Origin of the sequence: Mesorhizobium sp. M5C.F.Ca.ET.164.01.1.1 (assembly GCF_004792125.1) — a bacterium.
Classification (GTDB): Bacteria; Pseudomonadota; Alphaproteobacteria; order Rhizobiales; family Rhizobiaceae; genus Mesorhizobium; species Mesorhizobium wenxiniae.
Window position 1 is genome coordinate 1487186 of record NZ_SRTG01000001.1, and the last position, 23517, is coordinate 1510702.

Here is a 23517-nt window from a genome sequence, read left to right on the forward strand (position 1 = left end):
GAGGATAGTATGAAACTCTACTGCGGCATCGGTCCGAATTCCTACCGCGTTCGCATCTTCATGGCTGAGAAAGGCATCGACGTTCCGCGGGTTGTTGTCGACCTTACAAAAGGCGAGCACAAGGCGCCGCAATTCCTGGAGCTCAACTCACTAGGCCAGATTCCCGTGCTCGTGCTCGACGACGGCACGGTGATCACCGAAAGCATCGCCATCTGCCGCTATCTGGAGGCGCTTCATCCGACGCCGGCACTGTTCGGCTCGGACGCGGTCAGCCAAGGCAAGGTCGAAATGTGGAACCGCCGCGCCGAGATCGAAATCTTCGGAACGATCGGTAGCATTGCCCAGCATTCCGATCCCATGTTTGCGGAGCGGCTCGTGCAGTTCCCGGCTTTCGCCGAAACGCAACGCGAAGCCGTTCCGGCAAAGTGGGCGTGGCTTGACCGCGAGATCGCCGATGGCCGCCCGTTCATCGCCGGCGACCAGTATTCCGTCGCCGATATCACCGCCGCCGTCGCAGCGTGGCTTGGCGCCTTCTTCGGAGCCGACATTCCGGACGCGCTCGTCAATGTCCATCATTGGCTCGACCGTGTTCAGAAACGTCCAAGCTGGAACGCTTAGGCCGATGCCCGACACTGTCTCGATGGGACGATCTGCGGCTCAACGCCAGCACCTGAATCCAAACGAGCTTTCGCCTGTCAAAGCAGATCGGACCTGATCCGCAGTTACTTCGCCGCCTACCAGGCCAACGACCGCAGCGTCATCGAGGCCGTGCTGACGACGATTTCACCTTCACCAGCCCCTATGACGAGGCCATCGACCGCGCGACTTACTTCGCTCGCTGTTGGCCGAACAGCACGCTATTCAAGTCGATCGCCGTCGAGAGGATTTGCGAGGACGGCAACGATGCTTTCGTTCTCTATCGCTGCGAAACGCTCGACGGCAAGGTCTTCCGCAACACCGAACTGCATTCGTTCCAGGACGGTAGCTGCGCAGCGTCGAGGCCTATTTCGGCGCCACCTACAAGGACGGCGTTTTCGTCCCGCAGCAACCATTGAGCTAGCTCATCGGCTTGCCAAGGCGGTAGGACCCAACAGGGGTGCCTTCTCGACAGCCACGATGATCTCGGCACCGCAAGCATGGCACAGGCGAGCTGCTCGACGCGCTTGGTGCGCCACTGGCCGAGGCGTGACGGCGCGCTTGCGCTGTCAACCAAGCTGCTCAGCATCCCAGAACTGGTCGAGCCAGATGTTGAGCTTCAGGAAGCCGGCATTGCTGACCGTATAGACGCGTCTTGTCCCTTCCGGTTTGGCGTTGACCAGTCCGGCATCGAGCAGCACCTTTAGATGCTGCGAAACAGCCGGGCGGGAGACCGGCAACCCGGCGGCCAGTTCGTTGACGGTCTTCGGGCCGCGCCGGAGCTCTTCCAAAAGATGGCGCCGGTTGGGATCGGCTATCGCCATGAAGGCGTCGGAAAACATCATGCCCTATTTGTGGGGCAAAGTTTTCTAAATCTCAACCGTTGGTTTCAGGCTTTCTGCGCGGATCGAGCCGCAAGGCTTCCGGCGTGATCGAGCGCTCGGCCGGTTGCGTCTTGAAGGCGTCGCGGCCTTCGATCGGCACTGGCGCGCGCCGACTGATGCGCAGCAGCGTATAGCCCGCCAGGCAAAGATGCGCGAAGGCCGTCGCAAGGAACAGGCCTTCCGGCCGCATCCAGCCCATCAGGCCGGCGGCCAGCAGCGGCCCGATCATCGTGCCGAAGCCATAGAGCAGCAGCAGGCCGCCCGACACTTTAACGAAATCCTCCGCCCGGGCGTGGTCGTTGGCATGTGCCACGGCGATCGAATATAGCGTATAGGCAAAAGCGCCGTAGGCGGCGGTGCAGACGATGACGAAGACGCCGGAGCGCGGCTCGAACAGGAAGACCGCGACGGCGAACAGCGCCGCGCCGAAGGCCAGGCCCGCCAGCACAAACCGGCGGTCGGTCTTGTCGGAGAGACGCCCGGCCGGAAGTTGCATGGCTGCGCCGGCAACGACCACCAAGCTCATCATCAGCGCGATCTCGGCCGTGGAAATGCCGATACGGGCGCCATAGACGGCACCAAGGGTGCCCCAGGCGCCGTTAGCGATGCCGATCAAAACGCAGGCGATCGCCGACACCGGCGAATTGACATAGAGCCCCTTGACGTCGAGCGAGACATCCTGCAGCGGCTTGGGGTGCGAAGCCGTCGACACCGCGGTCGGAATGAGCGACAGGCAGAACAGGATACCGGTGATCATGAACAGCGAGGCCGACTTCACGTCGCCGCCGGCAACGATCATCTGCCCGCCCATGATCGAAGCATAGGTGACCATCATGTAAAGGCCGAAGACGGTGCCGCGGTTCTCGTTGGTGGACTTCTCGTTCAGCCAGCTTTCGATGACCATGAAGGCGCCGGCCATGGTGAAGCCGGTGAAGGCGCGTAGCAGGATCCAGACATATTCGTCGATGATCAGGCCGGTGAGCAGGGCGACGATGGCACCCGATGCCGCAAAGGCGCCGAAAGCGCGTACGTGACCGGCGCGGCGCACCAGGCGCGGCGCAAAGAAGCAGCCGGTGACGAAGCCGCCGGCCCAGGCCGTGCCCATCAGGCCGAGCGATGCGGTCGAGAAACCTTCCAACTGGCCGCGCAGCGGCAACAGCAGGCCGTGCAGTCCGGTCGCCGCCAGCAGGAAAGCGGTGCCGCGAAGCAGCGAGAGGATCGGTCGGTAGCTTGCAAACATTTAGCTGATCCGGCTGGAATTTGGGGAGGGTCTGAAGATTCGAGCTTTTCGGCGGCGGGCGCTTCTGCTCTGGAAACTATCCGCGGCGGAACAGGGCCTCGGCCGCTGATTTGGTAGTGCTCTTGGTATTGAGCTCGGCTTCGAGCCGGGCGATCTCGTCGCGCAAGATGCCGATCCGCTCGGACAGTTCGCTAAGGGAAAGCAGCGACAGATCCTGCCCGATCTCATGCGGGCGGGCTCTCTTTTTGGGTTCGTCGTCGAAGATCGCCATCGTCGCTCCTCGCTCATGCGCTGCTACAGCATCCTTTGCGCGTCCAATCGAACGCCAGGCGCTGCAGTGGCCATTTGCCTGATTTGGCAATCAGCATACATAGGGCAGGGGCATGGATGCAAACAGTCGGCAAGAAAACCGGCAGCTGGCAAGAAACTGGCGAAGCGAGACGGGAAAATTCATGGCGAGTGGACAGAACAAAATTCCGGCGAAGATGACGGCCATTGCGATCTCGGAACCCGGCGGACCGCGAGTGCTGAAACCGGAAACGCGCGACGTGCCCGTGCCAGGTCCCGGCGAAATCCTGATCCGGGTGCGTGCCGCCGGTATCAACCGGCCGGATGTGCAGCAACGCAAAGGCGTCTATCCGCCGCCGCCCGGTGCGTCGGACCTGCCGGGCCTCGAAGCGTCAGGCGAAGTTGCAGCTCTTGGCGACGAGATATCGCGCTGGCGTGTCGGCGACCGGGTCTGCGCGCTGACGCCCGGCGGCGGCTATGCCGAATACGTCAAGGTCCATGCCGGCAGCGTGCTGCCGCTGCCCGCCGGCTTTACCCACACGGAAGCGGCGGCGGTACCGGAAAACTACTTCACCGTCTGGCATAATGTCTTCGAGCGCGGCGGCCTGAAGAGCGGCGAGACGCTGCTCGTCCATGGCGGCTCGTCCGGGATCGGCACCACGGCGATCCAGCTCGCCTCGGCCTTCGGCGCCTATGTCATCTCCACCGCCGGCAGCCAGGAGAAGTGCGACGCCTGCCTGAAGCTTGGCGCCGACCGGGCGATCAACTACCGCGAGGAGGATTTCGTCGCGGCGGTCAAGGACGCGACCGGCGGCAAGGGTGCCAACGTCATCCTCGACATGGTCGGCGGCGACTATGTGGCGCGAAACTACGAGGCCGCGGCGGTGGAAGGCCGCATCGTCCAGATCGCCACGCAGAGCGGGGCGGTGGCAAGCGCCGATTTCTCGAAGATGATGGTCAAGCGGCTCACCCACACCGGCTCGACGCTGCGGCCGCGCACCGTCGAATTCAAGGCGGCGATCGCCGCGGCGCTGGAGGCGCAGGTGTGGCCGCTGCTCGGCACCCGCAAGGTAGCACCCGTCATGGACATGATCTTCCCGCTCAAGGAAGCGTGGCGGGCGCATGAGCGAATGGAGGACGGCGACCACATCGGCAAGATCGTGCTCGATGTCGGCTGACGGTCGGCAAACAAGCTGAACAAAGGCTTAATTGTGCAATGCAACAAACGCATTGCGGCCATGCAAAAGCGTCTGTTCAACTTTTCATCAACGATGCCTACTTGAGCGGCATCGAAACGATGGAGGACTACCATGAACCCGATCCGTGCTTTCCGTAACTGGCGCATGTACAATGAAACCGTGCGCGAACTGAACCGCCTGAACGCCCGTCAGCTCAACGACCTCGGCATCAACCGTGGTGACATCGAGAGGATCGCCCGCAAGGCGCTTTGATCTCAAGCGTGATATCGCCTGAAAGCATCAAGCCGCTTTTTCGCGACTTGGTGCTTCGGTTCGAGATCATGCTTTAGAAGCCAGAGCCGCAGCAGACGGGCTTCCCGTCGCCGGTTCCGAGCCCGCTGGACCCTGTCCGGCGGGTTTTGTCGTTTTGGAGTCCGTGCAGCAGCAGCTGCGATGATCGACCGGTGCTACGAAGGCGCCGGCAAGATGCTGCAAGAAGTTCCACGCCCCCAGCGGCGCAACACTCCCACAAACTTCTGCATTCTCGGTCCTGCAGCCATGCTGCCCGATCATCCCAGCCTCCGTTCCCTGGTGATCAAACCGGACAACTCACGTGCTTACGACAGTACCTTCCAAAACCGTTGCGAAACGGCAACGGAGTGGTTATATACGCAGCGAATTTCCCATTTTGGTGGCTCTAAAACCACCGCCCGCGCGGGAACGCGGGCGAACGAGAAGGATATCTCAATAATGGCCAATACGCTGCTGATGCCCAAGGCGACCGCCGTCTGGCTGGTCGACAATACCGCGCTCTCCTTCGAGCAGATCGCGCAGTTCTGCGGGCTGCATCCGCTCGAGGTCAAGGCGATCGCCGATGGCGAATCGGCACAGGGCATCAAGGGCATGGACCCGGTCATGACCGGCCAGCTGACCCGCGACGAGATTGCACGCGCCGAGAAGGACCCGAACCATCGGCTGAAGCTGTCCGACCCCAAGGTGCGGGTGCCGGAATCCAAGCGCAAGGGTCCGCGCTACACGCCGCTGTCGAAACGCCAGGATCGGCCCAACGCCATCCTCTGGCTGGTGCGTAACCATCCCGAGCTGAAGGACGCGCAGATCGCGCGCCTCGTCGGCACCACCAAGTCGACGATCGACCAGATCCGTGACAGGAAGCACTGGAACTCGGCCAATCTGCAGCCGATGGATCCGGTGACATTGGGTCTCGCCACGCAGATCGACCTCGACATGGAAGTCAACCGCGCCTCGCGTGGCCGCGAGCAGGCACAGCCGGCCGGCGACACGCTGCTGCCGGCGGCATTGACCGAGCGGCTGGTGCCAGCGTCGGAGAAGCCAAAGGACGAGGATGCGGAACTCGACGCCAACGCCGTCTTCGCCAAGCTTTCGGCGCTGAAGTCGAAGGACGAGGACAAGGACGACGAGGAGTAGGATACCCGGCAAAGCATCAAGCCGGGCGGCCCATCTCGTTCAGCTTGGCGCGGCGGTTCCGTAACCATTGGGCGCGGAGCCAATGGCGGCGCCGCCATCGTCGGCTTTTGTCGCGCGGTTTTGTCCAGGGGCGGGAGATGGCGGCTATCCGTCTGTCAAAGTACCCACGTCTTCGGCAATGACTGCCTCATTCACCGCTGTGTATCCTGGCGTTCATTGACCGCACTCCTGCGCCGTTCCCGCCATTTTTCGAACTCCATGCCCACCAGCAAGGTGGCGGCGAGGAGAAGCAACATCCCCCATTCGCGCAGCGAAACCGGCGTGATCTGCAGTGTGTCGCTCAGTCCTGGAATATACATCGCGCCGATGTGCAGCGCCTGCGCGCCGAGCACGCCGAGAACGAGGAGGGGATTGGCGAACAGTCTTTGACGGAAAACCGAGAGGTGTTCCGAGCGGCTGTTAAAAACCTGGAAATTCTCGAAGAGGACGAAGAGGAGGAGCAGAAGGTTGCGCGCCTGCTCCTCGGGATAGCCCTGCTGGAGAAGCCAGTAGAATACAGCGAAGCCTCCGACGCCCATGACCAGAACGGAATGCCAGATGCGGCGGATCATCACGCGATCCAGGATCGGCTCGTTCGGACGGCGGGGCGGATAGCGAAGTTCGTCGCCTTCAGCCGCCTCGGCGGCAAGTGCCACGTCCTGTATGCCATTGGTGACCAGGTTGAGCCAAAGGAGCTGGACGGCCAGCAGAGGCATGGGCAGCCCCATCGGCATTGCCAGCAGGAACAGCACCACTTCCGCCGCGCCGGTCGATACCAGCATGAAGACCACCTTGCGGATGTTGGCGTAGGCTACGCGCCCCTCCAGGATGCCGTTGACGATAGAGGCGAAATTGTCGTCGGTGACGACGATATCGGCGCTTTCCTTGGCCACATCCGTACCGGCTCGTCCCATCGCCACGCCGACATGGGCATGCCTCAGCGCCGGCGCGTCGTTCACGCCGTCGCCGGTAACGGCGACAAAATGTCCGTTGCGTGAGAGGGACAAGACGATCGAGAGCTTCTGTGCCGGATCGACGCGGGCGAAAATTCGGGCATGGCGCGTCAACTTGTCGAGTGCCGCTTCCCCATCCTGTTCGGCGCGGCGCACCGTCTCGCCCGTCACCACCTGGTCGGGTTTGAATACGAAACCGGCCTGCTCGGCGATCACGCTTGCCGTTCGCGGATCATCGCCCGTCACCATCGCCACTTCGATGCCGGCACGATAGCAGTCGCGTATGGCGTTCGGCACTTCGGGACGCACCGGGTCCTGCATTCCCGCCATGCCAAGAAAGGTGAGATCCACCAGGTGGTGATGCGCGTAGCCGTCATCCGGTGCCGTGTCGATCTCCGCCTGGGCGAATGCCAGGACGCGCAGGCCCATTCCGGCGAGCTCCTCCTTCTGGCGCAGCAGAAACTCGCCATCAATCGGCAATGGCCGGTCACCAGCATCCATCTTGCTGGCCATCGCTATCAGCGTTTCGGGCGCGCCCTTGACGAAGATACGGACACGGCCCTTGCGGCGGTGAAAGGAGGCGGCGTATTTCAGGTCTGGCTCGTAGGGGATGCGCGTGATGAGCGGGTAGTGCGCGGCGATTTCCTCCTGCGCGATCCCACCCTTGCGGGCTGCCGTCAGCAAGGCGACATCGACGGGGTCGCCGTGTCGCCTCCAGCTTTCCCGCTCCTTGAACAGACGCCCTTCATTGGGCAAAGAAGCCGCTTTCAGAAGCGCGGATGCGCGCAGCGAGGCTTGCACGTTGTCGCCGAGTGTCGACACGATTGAACACGCGTCCAGATATTGGCCCGCCTCGCATTTCAGTCTCGTTCCGTCAGGCAGCAGGATGTCCGTGACGGTGAGCTCGTTAATCGTCAACGTGCCCGTCTTGTCTGTCGCGATCATGGTGCAGGAGCCAAGCGATTCCATTGCCGGCATCTTGCGCACGATGACGTTTGCCCTGGCCATCCGCCGCATGCCGATGGCCAAAGCGACGGAGATCGCGACGGGCAGCCCTTCGGGAATTGCGCTGACCGCAAGACCGACCGCAAGCATGAACAGGTCGCGATAGGGGATGTCGCGCAGAAGCCCGACCGCGATCAGCAGAAAAATTGCCAGGCAGACAGCGATCGCGATCATCCGCGAAAAGCGCTCCAGGCGTATGAGGAGTGGCGGTTTGGATATTGAGCGCCTGCCGATTTCCTCCGCGATCTTGCCGATCTCCGTTGCGCCGCCGGTCGAAACGACGACACCTCGTCCGCGTCCCCGCGTGATCATGGAACCGGCATATGAAACGGTGCGCTCCGTTTCGTCGCCCGACGATGAGGCGCTCTTCTTCACCGGTCTGGATTCGCCGGTCAGCAGCGACTCGTCGCATTGGAGGTCTTCGCTGAGCAGAAGCTGAATATCGGCCGGAACCCTCGAACCCGCTTCCAGGAGGACCAGATCACCGGGAACGAGTTCGCGTGCGTCGATGCTGCACTGCGTTCCATCGCGGACCACCGACGCATGCGGTTCTTCCAGATTTCGGAGCGCTGCAGCCGCCCGCCCGGCCGAATATTCCTGTGCGGCTCCTATGATGCCGTTGATCACCAGGACAGCGCCGATAAACAGCGCATCCTTCGCATCCCCTAGCGCCAGCGAGACCACGGCCGCAAAGAGAAGGATATAGATCAGCGGGCTGAGGAACTGCCGCAAGAATACGGCGGCGAGAGATGGTGTATGCGGTTGAGGGAGGGTGTTCGGGCCGTACTGCTCGAACCTGGCGCGTGCCTCGGCATTGGTCAGCCCCAAGATAGGAATAACATCCGGGGTTGGCGCAACGTTCGTCTGCGAGAGGACCAGGTCGTTCATGTCTTCCGTCGGCACGGTTTCCAGAATAATGGGCGGCTTGCCTGTTCCGTTGCCCCTTCGGAGGATCTCGTTGCCGCCGCCAATCTGTATGGCACACGGCCAAATTCAATTGTTTGTCTTGAATCAAGCCAGCGCGCGTTCCGCGTCCCATGATGGGGGCAGTGGCGACCGACGGCTTGGATGGAGACAGGGCCTGGCGGAGGACGCCATCATAGAGAGAAGAGGGGCAACCGTGTTGGCTATCGCGGGACTGCCGCCGGTTTTGACGCAAGTCAAGGAGAGAACGCCGTCCTCTGCCATCTTGCGGTGCTTTCCCGAGAAGGGGTGTTTACATGATCAAAAGTATTCTCGTTGCCCTGGATGGCTCAAGCTCGAGCATCGCTGGTGCCAGTTTCGCGCTTCGCCTGGCCAGTCGTCTGCAGGCAAATGTGGAAGGACTGGGTATTGTGAATTCCAACTGGATCCAGCGCCCACAGCCAGTCCCGATAGGCGGACTGGCCTACAAAAGGGCACTTGATCTCAAACTGATGAGCAGCGCTGACGAACGCATCGATGCCGTTCTGCATGCCTTCGGTTCCGATGCACGGCGGGCGGGCATAACATTTTCCGCCAAGCGGATCGATGCCGATGCGATTTCAAGCATCGGCATCGAATCCATAGAGCGCGATCTGGTGGTCGTGGGACGGAACAGCCTTTTCGACGTTGAGGCGGAACTTGACAGGATTCCGCTCTGTGTGGATCGTATCGTCCGTAACGGGCTGAGGCCTGTTGTGACGGTTCCGGATGCTGATGAGGGCCGTCGGGCGGAGAGCGACACCGCTCCCCTCTTGGTTGCCTTCGATGGGAGCGCTGCCGCTTCCCGCACACTTCATATGCTGGCTCTCCTTGGTATCGCGGCGGAGCGGGAAGTGCATATTCTGACCCAGGACAACAGGTCGGAACAGTACGCCGCCGCCGAAGCCGAGCGCGCCTGCGCTTTGCTCCGCCGGCACGGGGTCGCGCGGGTAAAAGGGGTGGGATTGGGCGACAGGCAGGCCGGCACGGCGGCGGAAGCAATCCTCGGGACGGCTAAGGTGCTGGGCGCCGGCATGATCGCCATGGGTGCCTACGGCCATAGCGGGATTCGCGAGATATTCGGGTCATGCACGCGCGCGGTTCTGACTGAAGCGCGACAGCCACTCTTCCTGTACCATTAAACATTTGTGTCGTCGAAGCTGCAGGAGGAGATGTCAAGGCACCCCCGCGCTGTCGCAGGCCTTCAACGTTCTCACACAGCCCGCTTCACGCGGGCCTTTTTGACGCGATCTCAGGCGTCAGGTTCGCGCGGCCCGGTCCGGTGCCATGCCGTAGTCTTCGCTGCGCTCAACCGCACGATAGAAATCGGCGAGCTGCTTGCCGCGCTCCGGCTTGAAGACGCGGCCGGCTATGACCACCGAAGCGATGCGATCGATACGGAAAGCGCGGAAATCGTCGCGCATCTCGCACCAGGCGACCAGCGTCCACACCTTGCCCCAGAACCACAGGCCCAATGGCCTGATGTCGCGCGCGGTGCCGCGGCCTGCTTCGTCGGAGTAGTCGATAGTCAGCACTTGGCGTTTTTCCACTGCGCGCTCGATCAGGTCGATTGCTTCGCGGGCGGCGTCGCTCACCACCCACATCGGCGTGTGGATTTCAGTGCGGGCGATGCGGTCCTTCTCTGCATCGGGCAGCACGGCGCCGATCTTGACCAGCGCCTCGTCGGCGGCCCGCGCCATGGCAGCGCCACCAAACGCGCGCACCATGCGGGCGCCGGCGACCAGCGCAACGATCTCGTCACGTGTGAACATCAGCGGTGGAAGGTCGAAACCCTCCCTCATCATGTAACCGACGCCGGCCTCGCCGTCGATCGGCACGCCCGTCGACTGCAGGTCGGCGATGTCGCGGTAGATGGTTCGCTCGGAAACCTCGAGCCACGTGCCCAGCTTCTGGGCGGTGACCAGACGGCCACCGCGCAGATGCTGCACGATCTGGAAGAGCCTGTCGGCGCGACGCATCGTATGGTCCCTCGGTGTTGTTTTCATGCATGTCGTGGTCCCAAAACCGGTGTCCACTTTTGGGCGACATGCATTATGGTTCGAGCCCTTCGCGCTTGCGCTGCGCGGCGACGAAAGCCGCGCCGAAGGACAACTTCCCTGTTGTCGGCGTCTTTGCATCCAGCACACGCCAGAACGGCGCGATGTCGCTCAGCGTCATGCCGCGTTCCAGATCCTCGTTGGCGGCCTCGGCAACAGTGCGCAGATGATAGCCGATAGTGACCGGACATGTCACTTCGGCACCGTGCTCGATGGCGAGCGCGGTGCGCAATGCGCGGACGTCCATGTCCACGCCCTCTGGGATGGAGCGGATGAAATCATCGACCTGCCGTGCCGTCGGCACCAGCATCGGCTGGCCCTCGACGACGTCGCCAACAGTGCGCAGCGTCGGCTTGATACCGTTGGTGCCCGGCGTGTTCAGCCTGTCGTTCCAGCCCTTCACCATTCCGGTTGCCTCCACCTCTAAACGAAAAGGCCGAAACTGTTGCCGTCTGGGTCCAGGCAATAGGCGAATGTGCCGGCCGGGATGGAGATCGCCGGCGAGACGACCTGACCGCCGTTCTGCCTCACCCGTTCCATGGCGTCCTCGATCGGTGCGGCAACCGACAGATGGATGGTTGGGCCGGTTCCCGGTGCCGCGGGCTTCCCGGAGTAGATGTGCCCGGAGGCCGTTCGCTCCTCGGCGGCGAACATGGCAATCGGGTTCGGGCCGCTCTCCTCCAGAATGAGATCGTTCTGGAGTACCGACCCATAAAAGGCGCGCGCCCGATCCATGCCGGTGACAGGAATCTCGAACCATGCCGAAGCTTTTGCAGGGATGAAGGCCATGTCTGTCTCCTGATACTGCCGCACTATTGCACGCGCTCCTGACACCATACTGTCAGCAGGCTTCAGCATATTCCCCTTCAGCGTACTCCTTGGCAAACAGCATACGCATCTCAGCAACGTCGCTGCTTCTCTGGGGATAGAGCGCCTTCAAATAGGCAAGAGCGAACGTGCCGGGAGCCGAACCCGGCGCGGACACGATGCGACCGTCGGCGACCGCATAGGGCACGTCCTGATAGTTCTGGGCGCCCGGGTAACCCGGTTCCTTTTCGTTGATCCAGCCACGACCATTGCTGGTGTGTTTGGCCTTGTCGAACAAGCCGGCACGTGCCAGTGCCAAGGTGCCGGCGCAAATGCCGCCGACCACGCCGCCACGCGCTGCGACCGCTGTCAGCAGCCGGGAGACATCAGGCGGGGCATCAACCCACTGGTCGGAGCCGATGACCGCCACAGCGTCGAGATCGGTGTTTTCATCAACCTCGGTGGAACGGTCGGGCGTCAGCATAAATCCGCTGGCCGAAGTCACCGGCTTGCCGTTCGGCGTCAGCGACACCGCGCGTGCGCCGAACCATTCGACCGCCGAAGCCGCCAGCAGCCCGTATTCCCAGTCGGCGAAGCGATCGATGAAAAGAACGCCAATGGTCTTCTGTTCGGACATTTCCTGCTCCGTCTTTCCGTCCGCCGGACCTATTTATCTGGGCGCCGTGGTGTCCGCATCCAACTGCTGCTGCGAAAAAATCGCCTCAATGGCCGCGGCCGTGGCGGCCTTTGTAATTATCCGGCCAACCGATGTCCTTGCGGATGCTTTGCGGCAACCCGTTCATGAAACGCCGGGTGCGGATCTCGTTGCGCATCGTCCTGATCTTGCCGACATAGTGCTGCACGCCGCGCAGAATGGTAAAACCGTTCATAGCTGGTCTCCTCTCTTTCGATGGAGACACTATCGCACACCCCTCCTGACAGCAGTCTGTCAGTAGAATGATGGCCTTCGGTGATGCTGCCGGTTTTGCCTTCCCGAGCTCGCCGGTGCGCGGCACGCCGGCTTGTTCATCGCAGGTCGCTATCAGCGTCGAGATCGTTCAGCTTACAGCGACGGACTGTCGGAATTCGCATCCTTCTGCGATAAAGTCGGCGTTCTGATATTGAAGGAGAAAAATTTTCTGTAAATCAGGGAGACGACCATGGGCCTGCAACTGACGGGAATCCACCACCTGACCGCTATCACCGCGAATGCGCCCGGAAACCTTCGTTTCTACACGAGGACCTTGGGCCTGCGACTGGTCAAGAAGACGGTCAATCAGGATGACACGACGGCCTATCACCTTTTCTATGCCGACGCCGAGGCGACGCCTGGCACCGATCTTACCTTCTTCGATTGGCCGGTCGGACGCGAACGGCGCGGCACCAACAGCATCGTCCGGACCAGCCTGAGGGTCGCCAGCTCCGAAAGCCTTGCCTGGTGGAAGCAGCACTTGTCCGGCGAGACCGTCGCGGCGGGAGAGATCGGCGATGTCGGCGGCTATCCGTCGCTGGATTTCGAAGACCCAGAAGGCCAGCGCCTGCGTCTCATCAGCGATGGCGGCAAGGGCGACAGTCATCCCTGGGCTCAAAGCCCGGTCCCAATCGAGCACCAGATACGCGGGCTCGGGCCTATCGTCATCAGCGTTCCCGACATCACCAACACCGAAGCGGTGCTGACCAGGGTGATGAACATGCACAAGGCGCGCGATTATGCCTCGCCGGATGGTCAGGGTCAGGTTCATGTGTTCGAGATGGGAAAAGGCGGCCCGGCGGCGGAACTTCATGTCGCGGTGCAGCCGGGCCTTGCGCCGGCACGGCAAGGTGCCGGGGCGGTCCACCACGTCGCGTTCAGGACGCCGGACCGGGAGACCTTGCATCAATGGACGGCGCGGCTGGCCGAATTCCGCCTGCCGTCAAGCGGTGAAGTCGAACGATACTACTTCCGTTCGCTCTACTTCCGTGAGCCGAACGGCATATTGTTCGAAATCGCCACCGACGGCCCCGGGTTCACGGCAGACGAGCCGCTGGAAACGCTGGGCGAAAGGCTGGCCTTGCCGCCCTTCCTCGAACCAAAGCGGGCCTCGATCGAGGCCGGCCTCAAGCCGCTGGCATAGCACCTCTCAGCGTTATGGCGATCTGGCATGAGCGGAGCGCTTTGACAGCCGGCCGTGATACTAGAGCGCCGCGCGTCCTTCTGGACGCGCAAAGGACGCTCCAGCACTTTTGAATCTACGCATCGTGCTTTCCGAAAATCGATTTCGATTTTCGGGCCGATGCGCTAGTCAAAAGCGGCATGTCGAAACTCCTCGCGCTCGTTATCATCGTCATGATGGTCATCCAGCTGATCAAGCCGCTCGGCTGGCCGGGGCTGAAGCGGCGCAGCGATTTCTGGAAGCTGGCGGTGCTGGCGATGGCGGCGATTTCGATAACAGCGGCGTTGGGGCATTGGACGTAGAGCTGGCGGCCCCGCTACGCTACGCGTGGTTCGTTGGCCAGCACCAGGTCGACGAGATGTTCCGCCCAGGCCCGGTAGCCGGCTTCCGAGGCATGAAATCCGTCGGAGGCAAAACCGGCTTCGGCATCGGTGATCGGCAGGCGCGGCGCCGGCACCGCGCCGCGTTCGAGGCAGAGGCGCTCGCCCATCCGGTTCATCTCGGCGGCGCGCATCTCCAGGATCGTTCCAAGCAGCGGCGGCATTGCCGGCGCCCGGGTGAATTCCAGCACCGGCGACCACACCACGCGCGCCTCAGGCCATTTGGCTCGCAGCGCGTAGAGCAGGCCGCCAAAATCGCTTTTGAAGCGTGGCACCGAGTGAAAGTTCTTGGTGTCGTTGGTGCCGATGGCGAGCACGATATGCGTCCAGGGATCAGCCGACAGATTGGGCAGCACATGGTCGCGGATCTGGCCTGAGGTCGCCGAGTTGAAGCCGGCTGCCCGCCAGCGCACCGCACGGCCAGTGCGTTGCGAGATCAGCTCGGCCAGTTGCGCGGCCAACCCGTACTCGGAATTGCCGATGCCGACCGAAGCGGCGGAAGAATCGCCAAGCATCAGAAGCGAGATCGCTGGCGCCTGGCCTGATATCTCGTGCATGACCGGACCTTGCGCGGGCAGCATGCGGGTGGTGCGGCGGCGCACGCCGAGTCCCTGCCAGACATAGGCTGGAAAGGCGAGCCAGGTGAGGAGGGCAAGAAAGCGCTGCATCGCAAACCGTTAATGGGGAAAGTCCGTTAAAGGCGTGGCGAGCAGCACTTAGCGCATATCGGGCTAAAGGCGAAAGATCTTGCGTCGGCTGCCCGTCGTCAATGTTAACAGGCGTCCTGCATCTCGTGCCTGTCTGCGTATTCATCGTGCAGCCGCACCCAGTCCATCAGGCTGTGGTAGGGACCTGTCTCGTTGCGGCCTTTCGGCGTCAGGTCGAGATAGTGATAAGCGCCGATCAGCGGATCGCCGCCCCTGGAGCGCGATATGAAGGTCAGGAAGATGTCGCCGTTCTCATCCCTGTAGAACACGCTGATGCCGGGAAGGTCCTTCGATTTCAGCGCGCGCTGCTCGAAATTGTAGGTGGTGTCGCCTGATTGGATATGTTTGTCGGTGAAGGAAACCTGCATGTCGAAGTTGAAGTCCGACGCGTAGGACGACACCCAGTCGAATTTCCACCCCATGCGCTGTTTGTAGGGCAGAAATTCGGCCAACGGCGCCCGCGAGATCACGACCAGCGACACATCGTGGTGCTTGAGGTGCTGGTTGGCGCCGTCGATATGGTCGGCAAGGAAGGAACACCCTTCGCAACGATAATCGGCGCCCGGCCCGAACATAAAGTGGTAGACGATCAGCTGGCTTGCGCCTGCGAATAGGCCGGCCAGTTTCTTCGGGCTCGGTCTCACAAGACGTAGTCCTTCCGGATCTTCAGCCAGGGCAATTCCCGCCGTTCGGCAGCGATGCGGTCGCGAAATCGCGTCAATTCCTTCTCGCGGGCCAGATGCGCCTTGTGCGCCTGGAACCAGTCTTCCCGTGAAACGAACTTGTTGTTTGGCATGAGTCTGCTCCTCTTTGAGCCCCAAGGACGTTTGGGCTCAACGCAAACCGACACGGCCCTCGGTTTTTTGGAGCATAATTGAACCCGGGCCATGGCCCGGGTTCGGACGAAGCCAAAAAACCGGTCAGGCGGCCTGTTCCAGGTCCGGCTGCCATTTTCCAAGTGCGGCCAAGTGGTTCATGTGGGCGCGGTGGGCGAAGGCGGCCTGGGCAGCGGCAACGTTGGCCGCCTTGCCGCTCCAGGCCTTCTGTGGCGCCGCCTGCAAGGCGCGGCCATAGGAAAAGGTCAGCTTCCATGGATGCGGGCCGATGGCATTGATGGCATTGAGGTTGGCGGTCGCCTCCTCGTCCGATTGCCCGCCCGAGAGAAAGGCGATGCCGCCGATTGCGGCCGGCACCGTTTCGCGGAACAGTTTTATGGTCTTTTCGGCGACTTCCTCGGGGCTGCTGGTCTTGCCCGACTTCTTGCCGCCGAGAACCATGTTCGGCTTCAAGATGGTGCCTTCGAGGACGACGCGGGCCGCGTAGAGCTCGGTGTAGAGTTTTGTCAGCGTTGCCTTGCTGATCTCGTAGCAGGTGCCGATGTCATGGGCGCCATCCATCAGCACCTCCGGCTCGACGATCGGCACGATGCCGGCCTCCTGGCAAAGCGCCGCATAGCGGGCGAGCGAATGCGCATTCGAACCGATCGACGTGGCTGAAGGCACGCCCTTGGCGACGTCGATGTCGATCACCGCACGCCATTTGGCGAAACGGGCGCCGAGCTTGTAATAGTCGGCAAGGCGCTCGCGCAGGCCGTCGAGGCCTTCGGTGATCGTGTCGCCAGGGAAACCGGCGAGAGGCTTGGCGCCGGCATCGACCTTGATGCCTGGAATGGCGCCGGTCGCCTTGATGATGTCGACCAGCGGCGTGCCGTCGGCGGCCTTCTGGCGGATGGTCTCGTCGTAGAGGATGACGCCGGAGATGTATCTGGTCATCGCCTCCTTGGCGCGGAACATCATCTCGCGATAGTCGCGGCGGCTGTCGGCGGTTGATTCGACGCCGATCACGTCGAAGCGCTTCTTGATGGTGCCGGAGCTTTCGTCGGCGGCCAAAAGACCCTTGCCGTCGGCCACCATCGCGGCGGCAATGTCCTCGAGACGTTCGCTCATTGTGCATCCTCCTGAACCGTTTGTTCCAACCTAGCAGACCACTAGAGCAAGGCAGGTTCAAGTCGAACCATTCCAAGCGGAAAGCTCGAATCGATTGAAAGGCGCAAACGCCCCTCGTTCGCCTGTCGCCCCAGGGCCTCAGCGCTTCAGCACATCGACACCGGGCAGCGGCTTGCCTTCCATCCATTCCAGAAAGGCGCCGCCGGCGGTCGAGACATAGGTGAAGTCGTCCGCGACGCCGGCATGGTTGAGTGCTGCCACTGTGTCGCCGCCGCCAGCCACCGAGACCAGTTTGCCGGCCTTGGTGCGGGCCGCGGCGTGCTTGGCTGCTGCCACCGTTGCCCGGTCGAACGGTTCGATCTCGAAGGCGCCGAGCGGGCCGTTCCAGACCAGCGTCGCAGCGCGGTCGATCCAGTCGGCAACGGTCTTCACGGTCTTTTCGCCGACATCGAGGATCATGCCATCGGTCGGCACCTCTGATATGGCGACGGTTTCGCTGGCGGCGCCCGCCTTGAATTCCCTGGCGACGACACCGTCGACCGGCAGGATGACGGCGCAGCCGGCTTCGGCCGCCTCGATCATGATCTGCTTGGCGGTCCCGGCGAGATCATGCTCGCACAGCGATTTTCCGACATCGGTGCCGCGCGCGGCGAGGAAGGTGTTGGCCATGCCGCCGCCGATGACCAGCGCGTCGACCTTCTTCACCAGATTCATCAGGAGGTCGATCTTGCTCGACACCTTGGCGCCGCCTACGATGGCGACGACAGGGCGGACGGGATTGCCGAGGCCCTTTTCCAGCGCGTCGAGCTCAGCCTGCATGGTACGCCCGGCGAAAGCCGGCAGCAGGTGTGCAAGCCCCTCCGTCGACGAATGGGCGCGGTGGGCGGCGGAAAAGGCGTCGTTGACGAAGATGTCGCCATTGGCGGCGAGCTTTTCGGTGAAGGCCGCGTCGTTCTTCTCCTCGCCCTTGTAGAAGCGGGTGTTTTCGAGCAGCAGCACGTCGCCGTTGTTCATGGCAACGACGGCGCTCGCCGCTGCGTCGCCGATGCAATCCGGCGCGAAGCCGACAGGGCGGCCAAGCACCTTCGCGCTCGCCTTGGCGATCGGCTCAAGCGAGAATTCGGGCGACGGTCCATCCTTGGGCCGGCCGAAATGGGCAAGCAGGATGACCTTGGCGCCCTTGCCGGAAAGCTCGGCGATGGTCGGCGCGATGCGCTCGATGCGGGTGGCGTCGGTGACCTTGCCGTCGGCGACGGGAACGTTGAGGTCGACGCGCACCAGCACACGCTTGCCGTCGATGTTGCCGATGTCGTCCAGTGTCTTGAAGCCGGCCATGCTGTTCCCTTTCGCGAAAAAAACGCGGGGACCTTACCCCGCATCAACGACGATGCAAGACCCGCATGGGAATTCACGGAAAATATGATCCGCGACTCGGGTCGGGAGCAGTCAGCCCTTGTCGGTTGCCTTTTCCACCACCGGCTGTGGAGACCGTTCCGCGTCCACAGGCGCCTCGGCACTCTGCTTTTTGATCCGCTTGCGCCAATTTCGCACAAAGCCAACGACGCGGTCGGCTATCTCGCCAGCACTCAGGAACACCGGCACCCGTGCCACCGGCGCGGTCGGCTCGAGGGAAAGACCAAGGCCAGTGATCTTGCCTTTGTCGTCGACGTCGCGGACGATCAGCTCGATCGGACCAATCAGCACGCGGTCGGCATATTCGGCATGACCGCCGAGCCGCTCCGTCACCAGGTCGCCGACGGTCAGCTTGCGTTCCTCCTCGGTCAGGCCCGGCGCGTAAGCGGCTTCAAGTTCCGCGGCGGAGCGCGCCGGATCGACGGCGAAGGCGCCGAAGAAGTCCGCGTCCTCGGGATCGACCACGGCGCGGCTGGCGAACAGCTTGTCGAGCAGGGCTGGATAGCGATCCGGCACGAAAATGTAGACATGGTCGCCGGCGGCGAGCCTGCCCATGTCCTGGAAGCGCATCGAGCGCCCGTCGCGCAGCACCAGCGACGGCCGCGCCCAGCGCGGAATGCGCTCGCCGCGCGCCACCGGGCTGCCAGGTGCTACGCGATAGGCGAGAAGCTCGTGATGGGCGGAGCCCGGCAATTCGAGTTCGACCTTGTCCAACGGGCCTAGGCGGGCCGGCACGATCAGGCCGAGGCGGCGCGCCAGCGGCCCGACGGTCCATCCCTGGATGACCAGCGACACCAGCACGACGATGAAGGCGGTGTTGAAAATGAGACGACCATTCTCAAGCCCGCCAAGCAGCGGCGTGATGGCGAGCAGGATCGACACGGCGCCACGCAGACCCACCCATGAGACGAAGGCGACTTCCGGGCGCGGCAGACGGAACGGCATCAGGCAAAGCCAGACGGCGATCGGCCGCGCCACGAATATCAAGAACAGGCCCAGCAGCACCGCCGGCAGCAGGATCGCCGGAAATTGCGAGGGCGTCGCGAACAGGCCGAGGACCAGGAACATGATGATCTGTGCCAGCCACGACATGCCGTCCTGGAAGCGCTTGAGAATGGTGACGGCGCGAATGTCGGAATTACCGGCAATAAGGCCGGCAATATAGACCGCCAGAAAACCGGAGCCGCCAATGGCGCCGGCGGCGGCGAACACCATCAGCGACAGCGTCAGCACGAAGATCGGCAGCAGCCCGTGGTCGAGATTGAGCCGGTCGACAAGACGCACGATGGCGAGGCCGCCGAAAATGCCGACGATGGCGCCAAGCCCCATATTGAGAAGGAAGCCGAGGGCGAGATCCGTAATCAGCACCCTGGCCTCGGGACTGGCGTTGGCGGCGATGATCTCGACCAGGCTGATGGTCAGGAAGATGGCGATTGGGTCATTGGTGCCGGATTCCACCTCGAGCGTGGAACGCACGCGTTCGCGCAAATTGATCTCGCCGGCGCGCAACAGGAAGAACACTGCCGCCGCGTCGGTCGAGGCGACAGCAGCCCCGAGCAGGAAGGATTCCAGCCAGCTGAGATCGAGCAGATAATAGGCGACGACGCCGAACAGGCCTGTGGTCAAAAGGACGCCGATGGTCGCCAGCGACAGTGCCGGTCCGGCCGCCTGGCGCAAGGCGTTGAGCGGCGTGCCGAAACCGGAATCGAACAGGATGACCGCCAGCGCCAGTGAGCCGGCAAAATAAGCCAGCCGCGCATTGTCGAATTGGATGCCGAGGCCGTCGGTTCCCGTGGCCAGGCCAATGCAGAGAAACAGCAGCAAGAGAGGGGCGCCGAAGCGGAAGGCGATCAGGCTCGAAAACGCGGCGGCGACGACCAGTGCGGCGCCGACCAGCGTCACGAGATAGATCGCATGCTCCATCCGCCAATTGCCCCTCGAATTCGTGTTCCTCTCGCTTTACGGGAGAGTGAGGCGAAGACATGACCGGTGCAAGGCGTGAGGGTGGTTTTTTGCCCTATGCCGCTGATTATTGAGTGTTTTGGCGCTCAAGGCGCGGTCTTGCCAAACAAACCGTTAGAGCGTCGTTTGCGCATCCAAAAGGGCGCTGGGCGCTCTCATGAAAACGCCCGGACAGAGCCGGGCGTTTTCCACGTCGCGAGAAGATGGTTCTGCGGTCAGGCGATGGTCTTGCCGAAGGCGACGGCGGTGTCGGCCATGCGGTTGGAAAAACCCCATTCATTGTCGTACCAGGACAGCACCGAAACGAAGTTGCCGTCCATGACCTTGGTCTGGTCGAGCGCCATGATCGAGGAATGCGGATCGTGGTTGAAGTCGATCGAAACGTTCGGATGATGGGTGACGGCGAGAATGCCCTTCAGCTTGCCGTTGGAGGCGGCGATCACCGCCTCGTTAATCTCCTGCACGGTCGTCGGCCGTTTGGCGATGAACTTGAAATCGACAACTGAGACGTTCGGGGTCGGCACGCGAATGGAGATGCCGTCGAGCTTGCCCTTGAGATCGGGCAGCACCAGGCCGATCGCCTTGGCCGCACCGGTCGAAGTCGGGATCTGCGACAGGGCCGCGGCGCGGGCGCGGTAGAGATCCTTATGCATGGTGTCCAGCGTCGGCTGGTCGCCGGTGTAGGAGTGGATCGTCGTCATCATGCCCTTCTCGATGCCGACGGCCTCATGCAGCACGGCTGCCAGCGGTGCCAGGCAGTTGGTGGTGCAGGAGGCGTTGGAGATGACGATGTGGTCCTTGGTCAGCCTGTCATGGTTGATGCCATAGACGACGGTGAGGTCGGCGCCCTCCGCCGGCGCCGAGACGAGGACGCGCTTGGCGCCGGCGGTCAGATGCGCGGCGGCCTTGTCGCGGGCGGTGAAGATGCCGGTGCATTCGAGCGCGATGTCGATGCCGAGCTCCTTCCACGGCAACTGCGTCGGATCCTTAATCGCGGTGACCTTGAATTTTTCGGTGCCGACGGTGATCTGGTCACCGTCAACCGTCACTTCATGCGGGAAGCGGCCATGCACGCTGTCGAAGCGCAGCAGATGCGCGTTGGTTTCGACCGGGCCGAGGTCGTTGACGGCGACGACGTCGATGTCCTTGCGGCCGGATTCGTGGATGGCGCGCAGGATGTTGCGGCCGATGCGGCCGAATCCGTTGATGGCAACTCTGACGGTCATTTTTCTCTCCCTGGGAGTTGGAGGCCGAAGATCAAGTCCGCAGCTTCATAACGGCGGGCTGTCAAAGAATCCAGCCGTCGATGGGTTGGATTTAAGTCCACCAGAAGGAGGCTGCCCGCAAAACCACGATGCGCGGTTTCGCGGGCGCCTGGCTTTACTCGCCGTGCAGGCTGGCTTCCGCTGCCTTCACCGTCGCTTCGGCGGTGATGCCGAAATGCGGATAGAGCTGTTCGATCGTGCCAGAGGCGCCGAAGCCGGTCATGCCGATGAAGATGCCGTCGGTGCCGATGAAATGATCCCAGCCCTGGCGGATGCCGGCCTCGATAGCGATCTTGATCGGCGCGTTGCCGATCGTCTTCTTGCGATAGTCGGCACTCTGCTTGTCGAATAATTCGAAGCAGGGGACAGAGACGACACGGGTCGGATGGCCGTGCTTCTCCAGTGCCTCGCGCGCCGCCAGCGCGATCTCGACCTCGGAGCCCGAAGCGAAGATCGTCACCGCCGCATCGCCATTGGCGGCGGCCAACTCGTAGGCGCCCTGGCGGCTGAGGTTCTCCGCAACGAACTCGTTGCGCACCGACGGCAGGTTTTGCCGGGTCAGCGCCAGCGTCGAAGGCGTCCTTTCCTGCTCGATGGCCAGCTGCCAGCATTCGGCGGTCTCGACCGCGTCGGCCGGGCGGAAGACATTGTGGTTCGGAATGGCGCGCAGTGCGGCCAGATGCTCCACCGGTTGATGGGTCGGGCCGTCTTCGCCGAGACCGATGGAATCATGGGTCATGACGAAGATCGAGCGGATGCCCATCAGCGAGGCAAGCCGCATCGACGGACGGGCGTAATCGGAAAAGCACATGAACGTGCCGCCATAGGCGATGAGGCCGCCATGCAGCGTCAATCCGTTGAGCGCTGCCGCCATGCCATGCTCGCGGATGCCGTAGTGAACGTAGCGCTGGCCGTAATCGTCTGATGTGATGTTCTTGGTCTGGCTGGTCTTGGTGTTGTTGGAGCCGGTCAGGTCGGCCGAGCCGCCGACGGTTTCCGGCACCGCGCCGTTGATGATCTCGAGCGCCATTTCCGACGATTTGCGGGTTGCGACCTTCGGCTTGTCGGCGGCGAGCTTCTTCTTGTAGTCGGTGATGACGGCGTCGAAATTCGCCGGCAGCGTGCCACTGATGCGGCGCTCGAATTCGCTGCGCAATTGGGCGTCGGCCTTGGCAAGGCGGCCTTCCCAGTCGGTGCGTGCCTTGACACCCGTCTTGCCGGCGTCGCGCCAGGCATCGAGAATATCGGCAGGAACTTCGAAGGGCGGATAGTCCCAGCCGAAGAACTTCCTGGCGCCGGCGATTTCCTCTGCGCCGAGCGGCGAGCCGTGCGCCTTGTTGGTGCCGGCCTTGGTTGGCGCGCCGAAGCCGATCGTCGTCTTGCAGGCGATCATCGTCGGTTTGTCGGAATGGCGCGCCGCCTCGATAGCATAGGCGATCGCTTCGGGGTCCTGGCCGTCGATGTGGCTGGCGTTCCAGCCGGACGCCTGGAAGCGAGCGACCTGATCGGTGTTGTCGGCCAGCGACACCGGGCCGTCGATCGAGATGTTATTGTTGTCCCAGAAGACGATCAACTTGTTCAGCTTGAGATGACCGGCAAGTGCGATGGCTTCCTGGGAGACGCCTTCCATCAGGCAGCCGTCGCCGGCCAGCACATAGGTGTAATGGTCGACGAGGTCGTTGCCGAAAGCGGCATTCATGATGCGCTCGCCGAGTGCGAAGCCGACCGAATTGGCAAGCCCCTGGCCGAGCGGGCCGGTCGTCGTCTCGATGCCGGCGGCATGGCCATATTCGGGATGACCCGCCGTCCTCGATCCCAACTGGCGGAAATGCTTGATCTGGTCGAGGGTGATGTCTTCATAGCCGGTCAGATAGAGCAGCGAATAAAGCAGCATCGAGCCATGGCCGGCCGACAGGATGAAACGGTCGCGATCGGGCCAGTGCGGGTTCTTCGGATCGTATTTCAGGAAACGCGTGAACAGCACCGTGGCGATATCGGCGCAGCCCATGGGCAGGCCGGGGTGGCCGGACTGGGCCTTCTCGACGGCATCCATGGAAAGAAAACGGATCGCATTGGCCATCCGGTCATGTTGTTCACGCGAGGTCATGCTTCCTCCAGTGTGGGGGTTTGGGCTTTGGGAGAGCCCTGGAAAGGGGTGCGCGACACATAGCAGGCGCGGCTTTTTAGTCAACAAACCGGCGCGCTTTTGCCGATCT

22 protein-coding genes and 1 pseudogene are annotated in these 23517 nt (G+C 62.6%); 7 read left to right on the forward strand and 16 right to left on the reverse strand.

What is annotated here, in order from left to right:
• Positions 1-9 precede the first annotated feature (9 nt).
• Positions 10-618 carry a glutathione S-transferase family protein gene (locus tag EN807_RS07220; protein WP_135934424.1) on the forward strand — a complete coding sequence of 203 codons (609 nt, stop codon included), beginning with the start codon at positions 10-12 and terminating at the stop codon, positions 616-618.
• 587 nt (positions 619-1205) lie between these two features.
• Here the strand turns inward: EN807_RS07220 and EN807_RS07230 are convergent.
• From EN807_RS07230 to EN807_RS07240, 3 genes are all read right to left on the reverse strand, one after another.
• Entirely contained in the window at positions 1206-1481 is a 276-nt protein-coding gene (locus EN807_RS07230; protein ID WP_127314250.1) for a metalloregulator ArsR/SmtB family transcription factor, read from the reverse strand.
• Between the two features lie 31 nt (positions 1482-1512).
• The gene (locus tag EN807_RS07235; RefSeq protein ID WP_135934425.1) at positions 1513-2760 is read right to left on the reverse strand and encodes an MFS transporter; all 1248 of its coding nucleotides are present in this window, start codon (positions 2758-2760) and stop codon (positions 1513-1515) included.
• 76 nt (positions 2761-2836) lie between these two features.
• Positions 2837-3031, reverse strand: a complete 195-nt coding sequence (locus EN807_RS07240; RefSeq protein WP_135934426.1) for a DUF1192 family protein — start codon at positions 3029-3031, stop codon at positions 2837-2839.
• A gap of 181 nt (positions 3032-3212) precedes the next feature.
• Between EN807_RS07240 and EN807_RS07245 the strand changes: the two genes are divergently transcribed.
• The 3 genes from EN807_RS07245 to EN807_RS07255 all read left to right on the forward strand — a co-directional run bounded on the left by EN807_RS07245 (position 3213) and on the right by EN807_RS07255 (position 5672).
• Positions 3213-4226, forward strand: a complete 1014-nt coding sequence (locus tag EN807_RS07245) for an NAD(P)H-quinone oxidoreductase (protein ID WP_135934427.1) — start codon at positions 3213-3215, stop codon at positions 4224-4226.
• A 132-nt stretch (positions 4227-4358) separates the two neighbouring features.
• Positions 4359-4499: a DUF1127 domain-containing protein gene (locus EN807_RS07250; RefSeq protein WP_065011316.1), complete on the forward strand. Its 141-nt coding sequence runs from the start codon at positions 4359-4361 to the stop codon at positions 4497-4499.
• A 477-nt stretch (positions 4500-4976) separates the two neighbouring features.
• Positions 4977-5672 carry a DUF1013 domain-containing protein gene (locus EN807_RS07255; RefSeq protein WP_135934428.1) on the forward strand — a complete coding sequence of 232 codons (696 nt, stop codon included), beginning with the start codon at positions 4977-4979 and terminating at the stop codon, positions 5670-5672.
• Positions 5673-5863: 191 nt separating this feature from the next.
• Here the strand turns inward: EN807_RS07255 and EN807_RS07260 are convergent, their stop codons facing one another.
• Entirely contained in the window at positions 5864-8557 is a 2694-nt protein-coding gene (locus tag EN807_RS07260) for an HAD-IC family P-type ATPase (RefSeq protein WP_135934429.1), read from the reverse strand.
• A gap of 332 nt (positions 8558-8889) precedes the next feature.
• On the opposite strand from EN807_RS07260, the gene EN807_RS07265 reads away from it, so the two are divergent.
• Entirely contained in the window at positions 8890-9753 is an 864-nt protein-coding gene (locus tag EN807_RS07265; protein ID WP_135934430.1) for a universal stress protein, read from the forward strand.
• Positions 9754-9870: 117 nt separating this feature from the next.
• Here the strand turns inward: EN807_RS07265 and EN807_RS07270 are convergent, their stop codons facing one another.
• The 5 genes from EN807_RS07270 to EN807_RS07290 form a co-directional block, all read right to left on the reverse strand.
• The gene (locus EN807_RS07270; RefSeq protein ID WP_008873880.1) at positions 9871-10590 is read right to left on the reverse strand and encodes a YafY family protein; all 720 of its coding nucleotides are present in this window, start codon (positions 10588-10590) and stop codon (positions 9871-9873) included.
• A gap of 73 nt (positions 10591-10663) precedes the next feature.
• The gene (locus EN807_RS07275; RefSeq protein ID WP_189522365.1) at positions 10664-11074 is read right to left on the reverse strand and encodes a hypothetical protein; all 411 of its coding nucleotides are present in this window, start codon (positions 11072-11074) and stop codon (positions 10664-10666) included.
• A gap of 17 nt (positions 11075-11091) precedes the next feature.
• Positions 11092-11457, reverse strand: coding sequence for a VOC family protein (locus EN807_RS07280; protein ID WP_135934431.1), 366 nt, complete (start codon positions 11455-11457; stop codon positions 11092-11094).
• A gap of 52 nt (positions 11458-11509) precedes the next feature.
• Positions 11510-12112: a DJ-1/PfpI family protein gene (locus EN807_RS07285; RefSeq protein ID WP_135934432.1), complete on the reverse strand. Its 603-nt coding sequence runs from the start codon at positions 12110-12112 to the stop codon at positions 11510-11512.
• Between the two features lie 85 nt (positions 12113-12197).
• Positions 12198-12365, reverse strand: coding sequence for a hypothetical protein (locus EN807_RS07290; protein WP_135934433.1), 168 nt, complete (start codon positions 12363-12365; stop codon positions 12198-12200).
• A 270-nt stretch (positions 12366-12635) separates the two neighbouring features.
• On the opposite strand from EN807_RS07290, the gene EN807_RS07295 reads away from it, so the two are divergent.
• Together EN807_RS07295 and EN807_RS07300 are read left to right on the forward strand one after the other, a co-directional pair.
• Positions 12636-13589: a ring-cleaving dioxygenase gene (locus tag EN807_RS07295; RefSeq protein WP_135934434.1), complete on the forward strand. Its 954-nt coding sequence runs from the start codon at positions 12636-12638 to the stop codon at positions 13587-13589.
• Between the two features lie 179 nt (positions 13590-13768).
• On the forward strand, positions 13769-13930 hold the full coding sequence (locus tag EN807_RS07300) for a hypothetical protein (RefSeq protein WP_127314259.1): 162 nt from the start codon (positions 13769-13771) through the stop codon (positions 13928-13930).
• A 14-nt stretch (positions 13931-13944) separates the two neighbouring features.
• Here EN807_RS07300 and EN807_RS07305 read toward each other — a convergent pair whose 3' ends face one another.
• The 7 genes and pseudogenes from EN807_RS07305 to tkt form a co-directional block, all read right to left on the reverse strand.
• On the reverse strand, positions 13945-14676 hold the full coding sequence (locus EN807_RS07305; RefSeq protein ID WP_135934435.1) for an SGNH/GDSL hydrolase family protein: 732 nt from the start codon (positions 14674-14676) through the stop codon (positions 13945-13947).
• Between the two features lie 104 nt (positions 14677-14780).
• Positions 14781-15511, reverse strand: a pseudogene (locus tag EN807_RS07310) (thioredoxin family protein).
• 124 nt (positions 15512-15635) lie between these two features.
• Positions 15636-16661 (reverse strand): class I fructose-bisphosphate aldolase, encoded by a 1026-nt coding sequence (locus tag EN807_RS07315; RefSeq protein WP_135934436.1) that lies wholly within the window; start codon positions 16659-16661, stop codon positions 15636-15638.
• Between the two features lie 138 nt (positions 16662-16799).
• Positions 16800-17996 (reverse strand): phosphoglycerate kinase, encoded by a 1197-nt coding sequence (locus EN807_RS07320; protein ID WP_135934437.1) that lies wholly within the window; start codon positions 17994-17996, stop codon positions 16800-16802.
• A 111-nt stretch (positions 17997-18107) separates the two neighbouring features.
• The gene (locus EN807_RS07325) at positions 18108-19997 is read right to left on the reverse strand and encodes a potassium/proton antiporter (protein WP_135934438.1); all 1890 of its coding nucleotides are present in this window, start codon (positions 19995-19997) and stop codon (positions 18108-18110) included.
• Positions 19998-20251: 254 nt separating this feature from the next.
• The gene (gene gap / locus EN807_RS07330; RefSeq protein WP_127314265.1) at positions 20252-21262 is read right to left on the reverse strand and encodes a type I glyceraldehyde-3-phosphate dehydrogenase; all 1011 of its coding nucleotides are present in this window, start codon (positions 21260-21262) and stop codon (positions 20252-20254) included.
• A 154-nt stretch (positions 21263-21416) separates the two neighbouring features.
• Positions 21417-23408 (reverse strand): transketolase, encoded by a 1992-nt coding sequence (gene tkt / locus EN807_RS07335; RefSeq protein WP_135934439.1) that lies wholly within the window; start codon positions 23406-23408, stop codon positions 21417-21419.
• Positions 23409-23517: the final 109 nt, after the last annotated feature.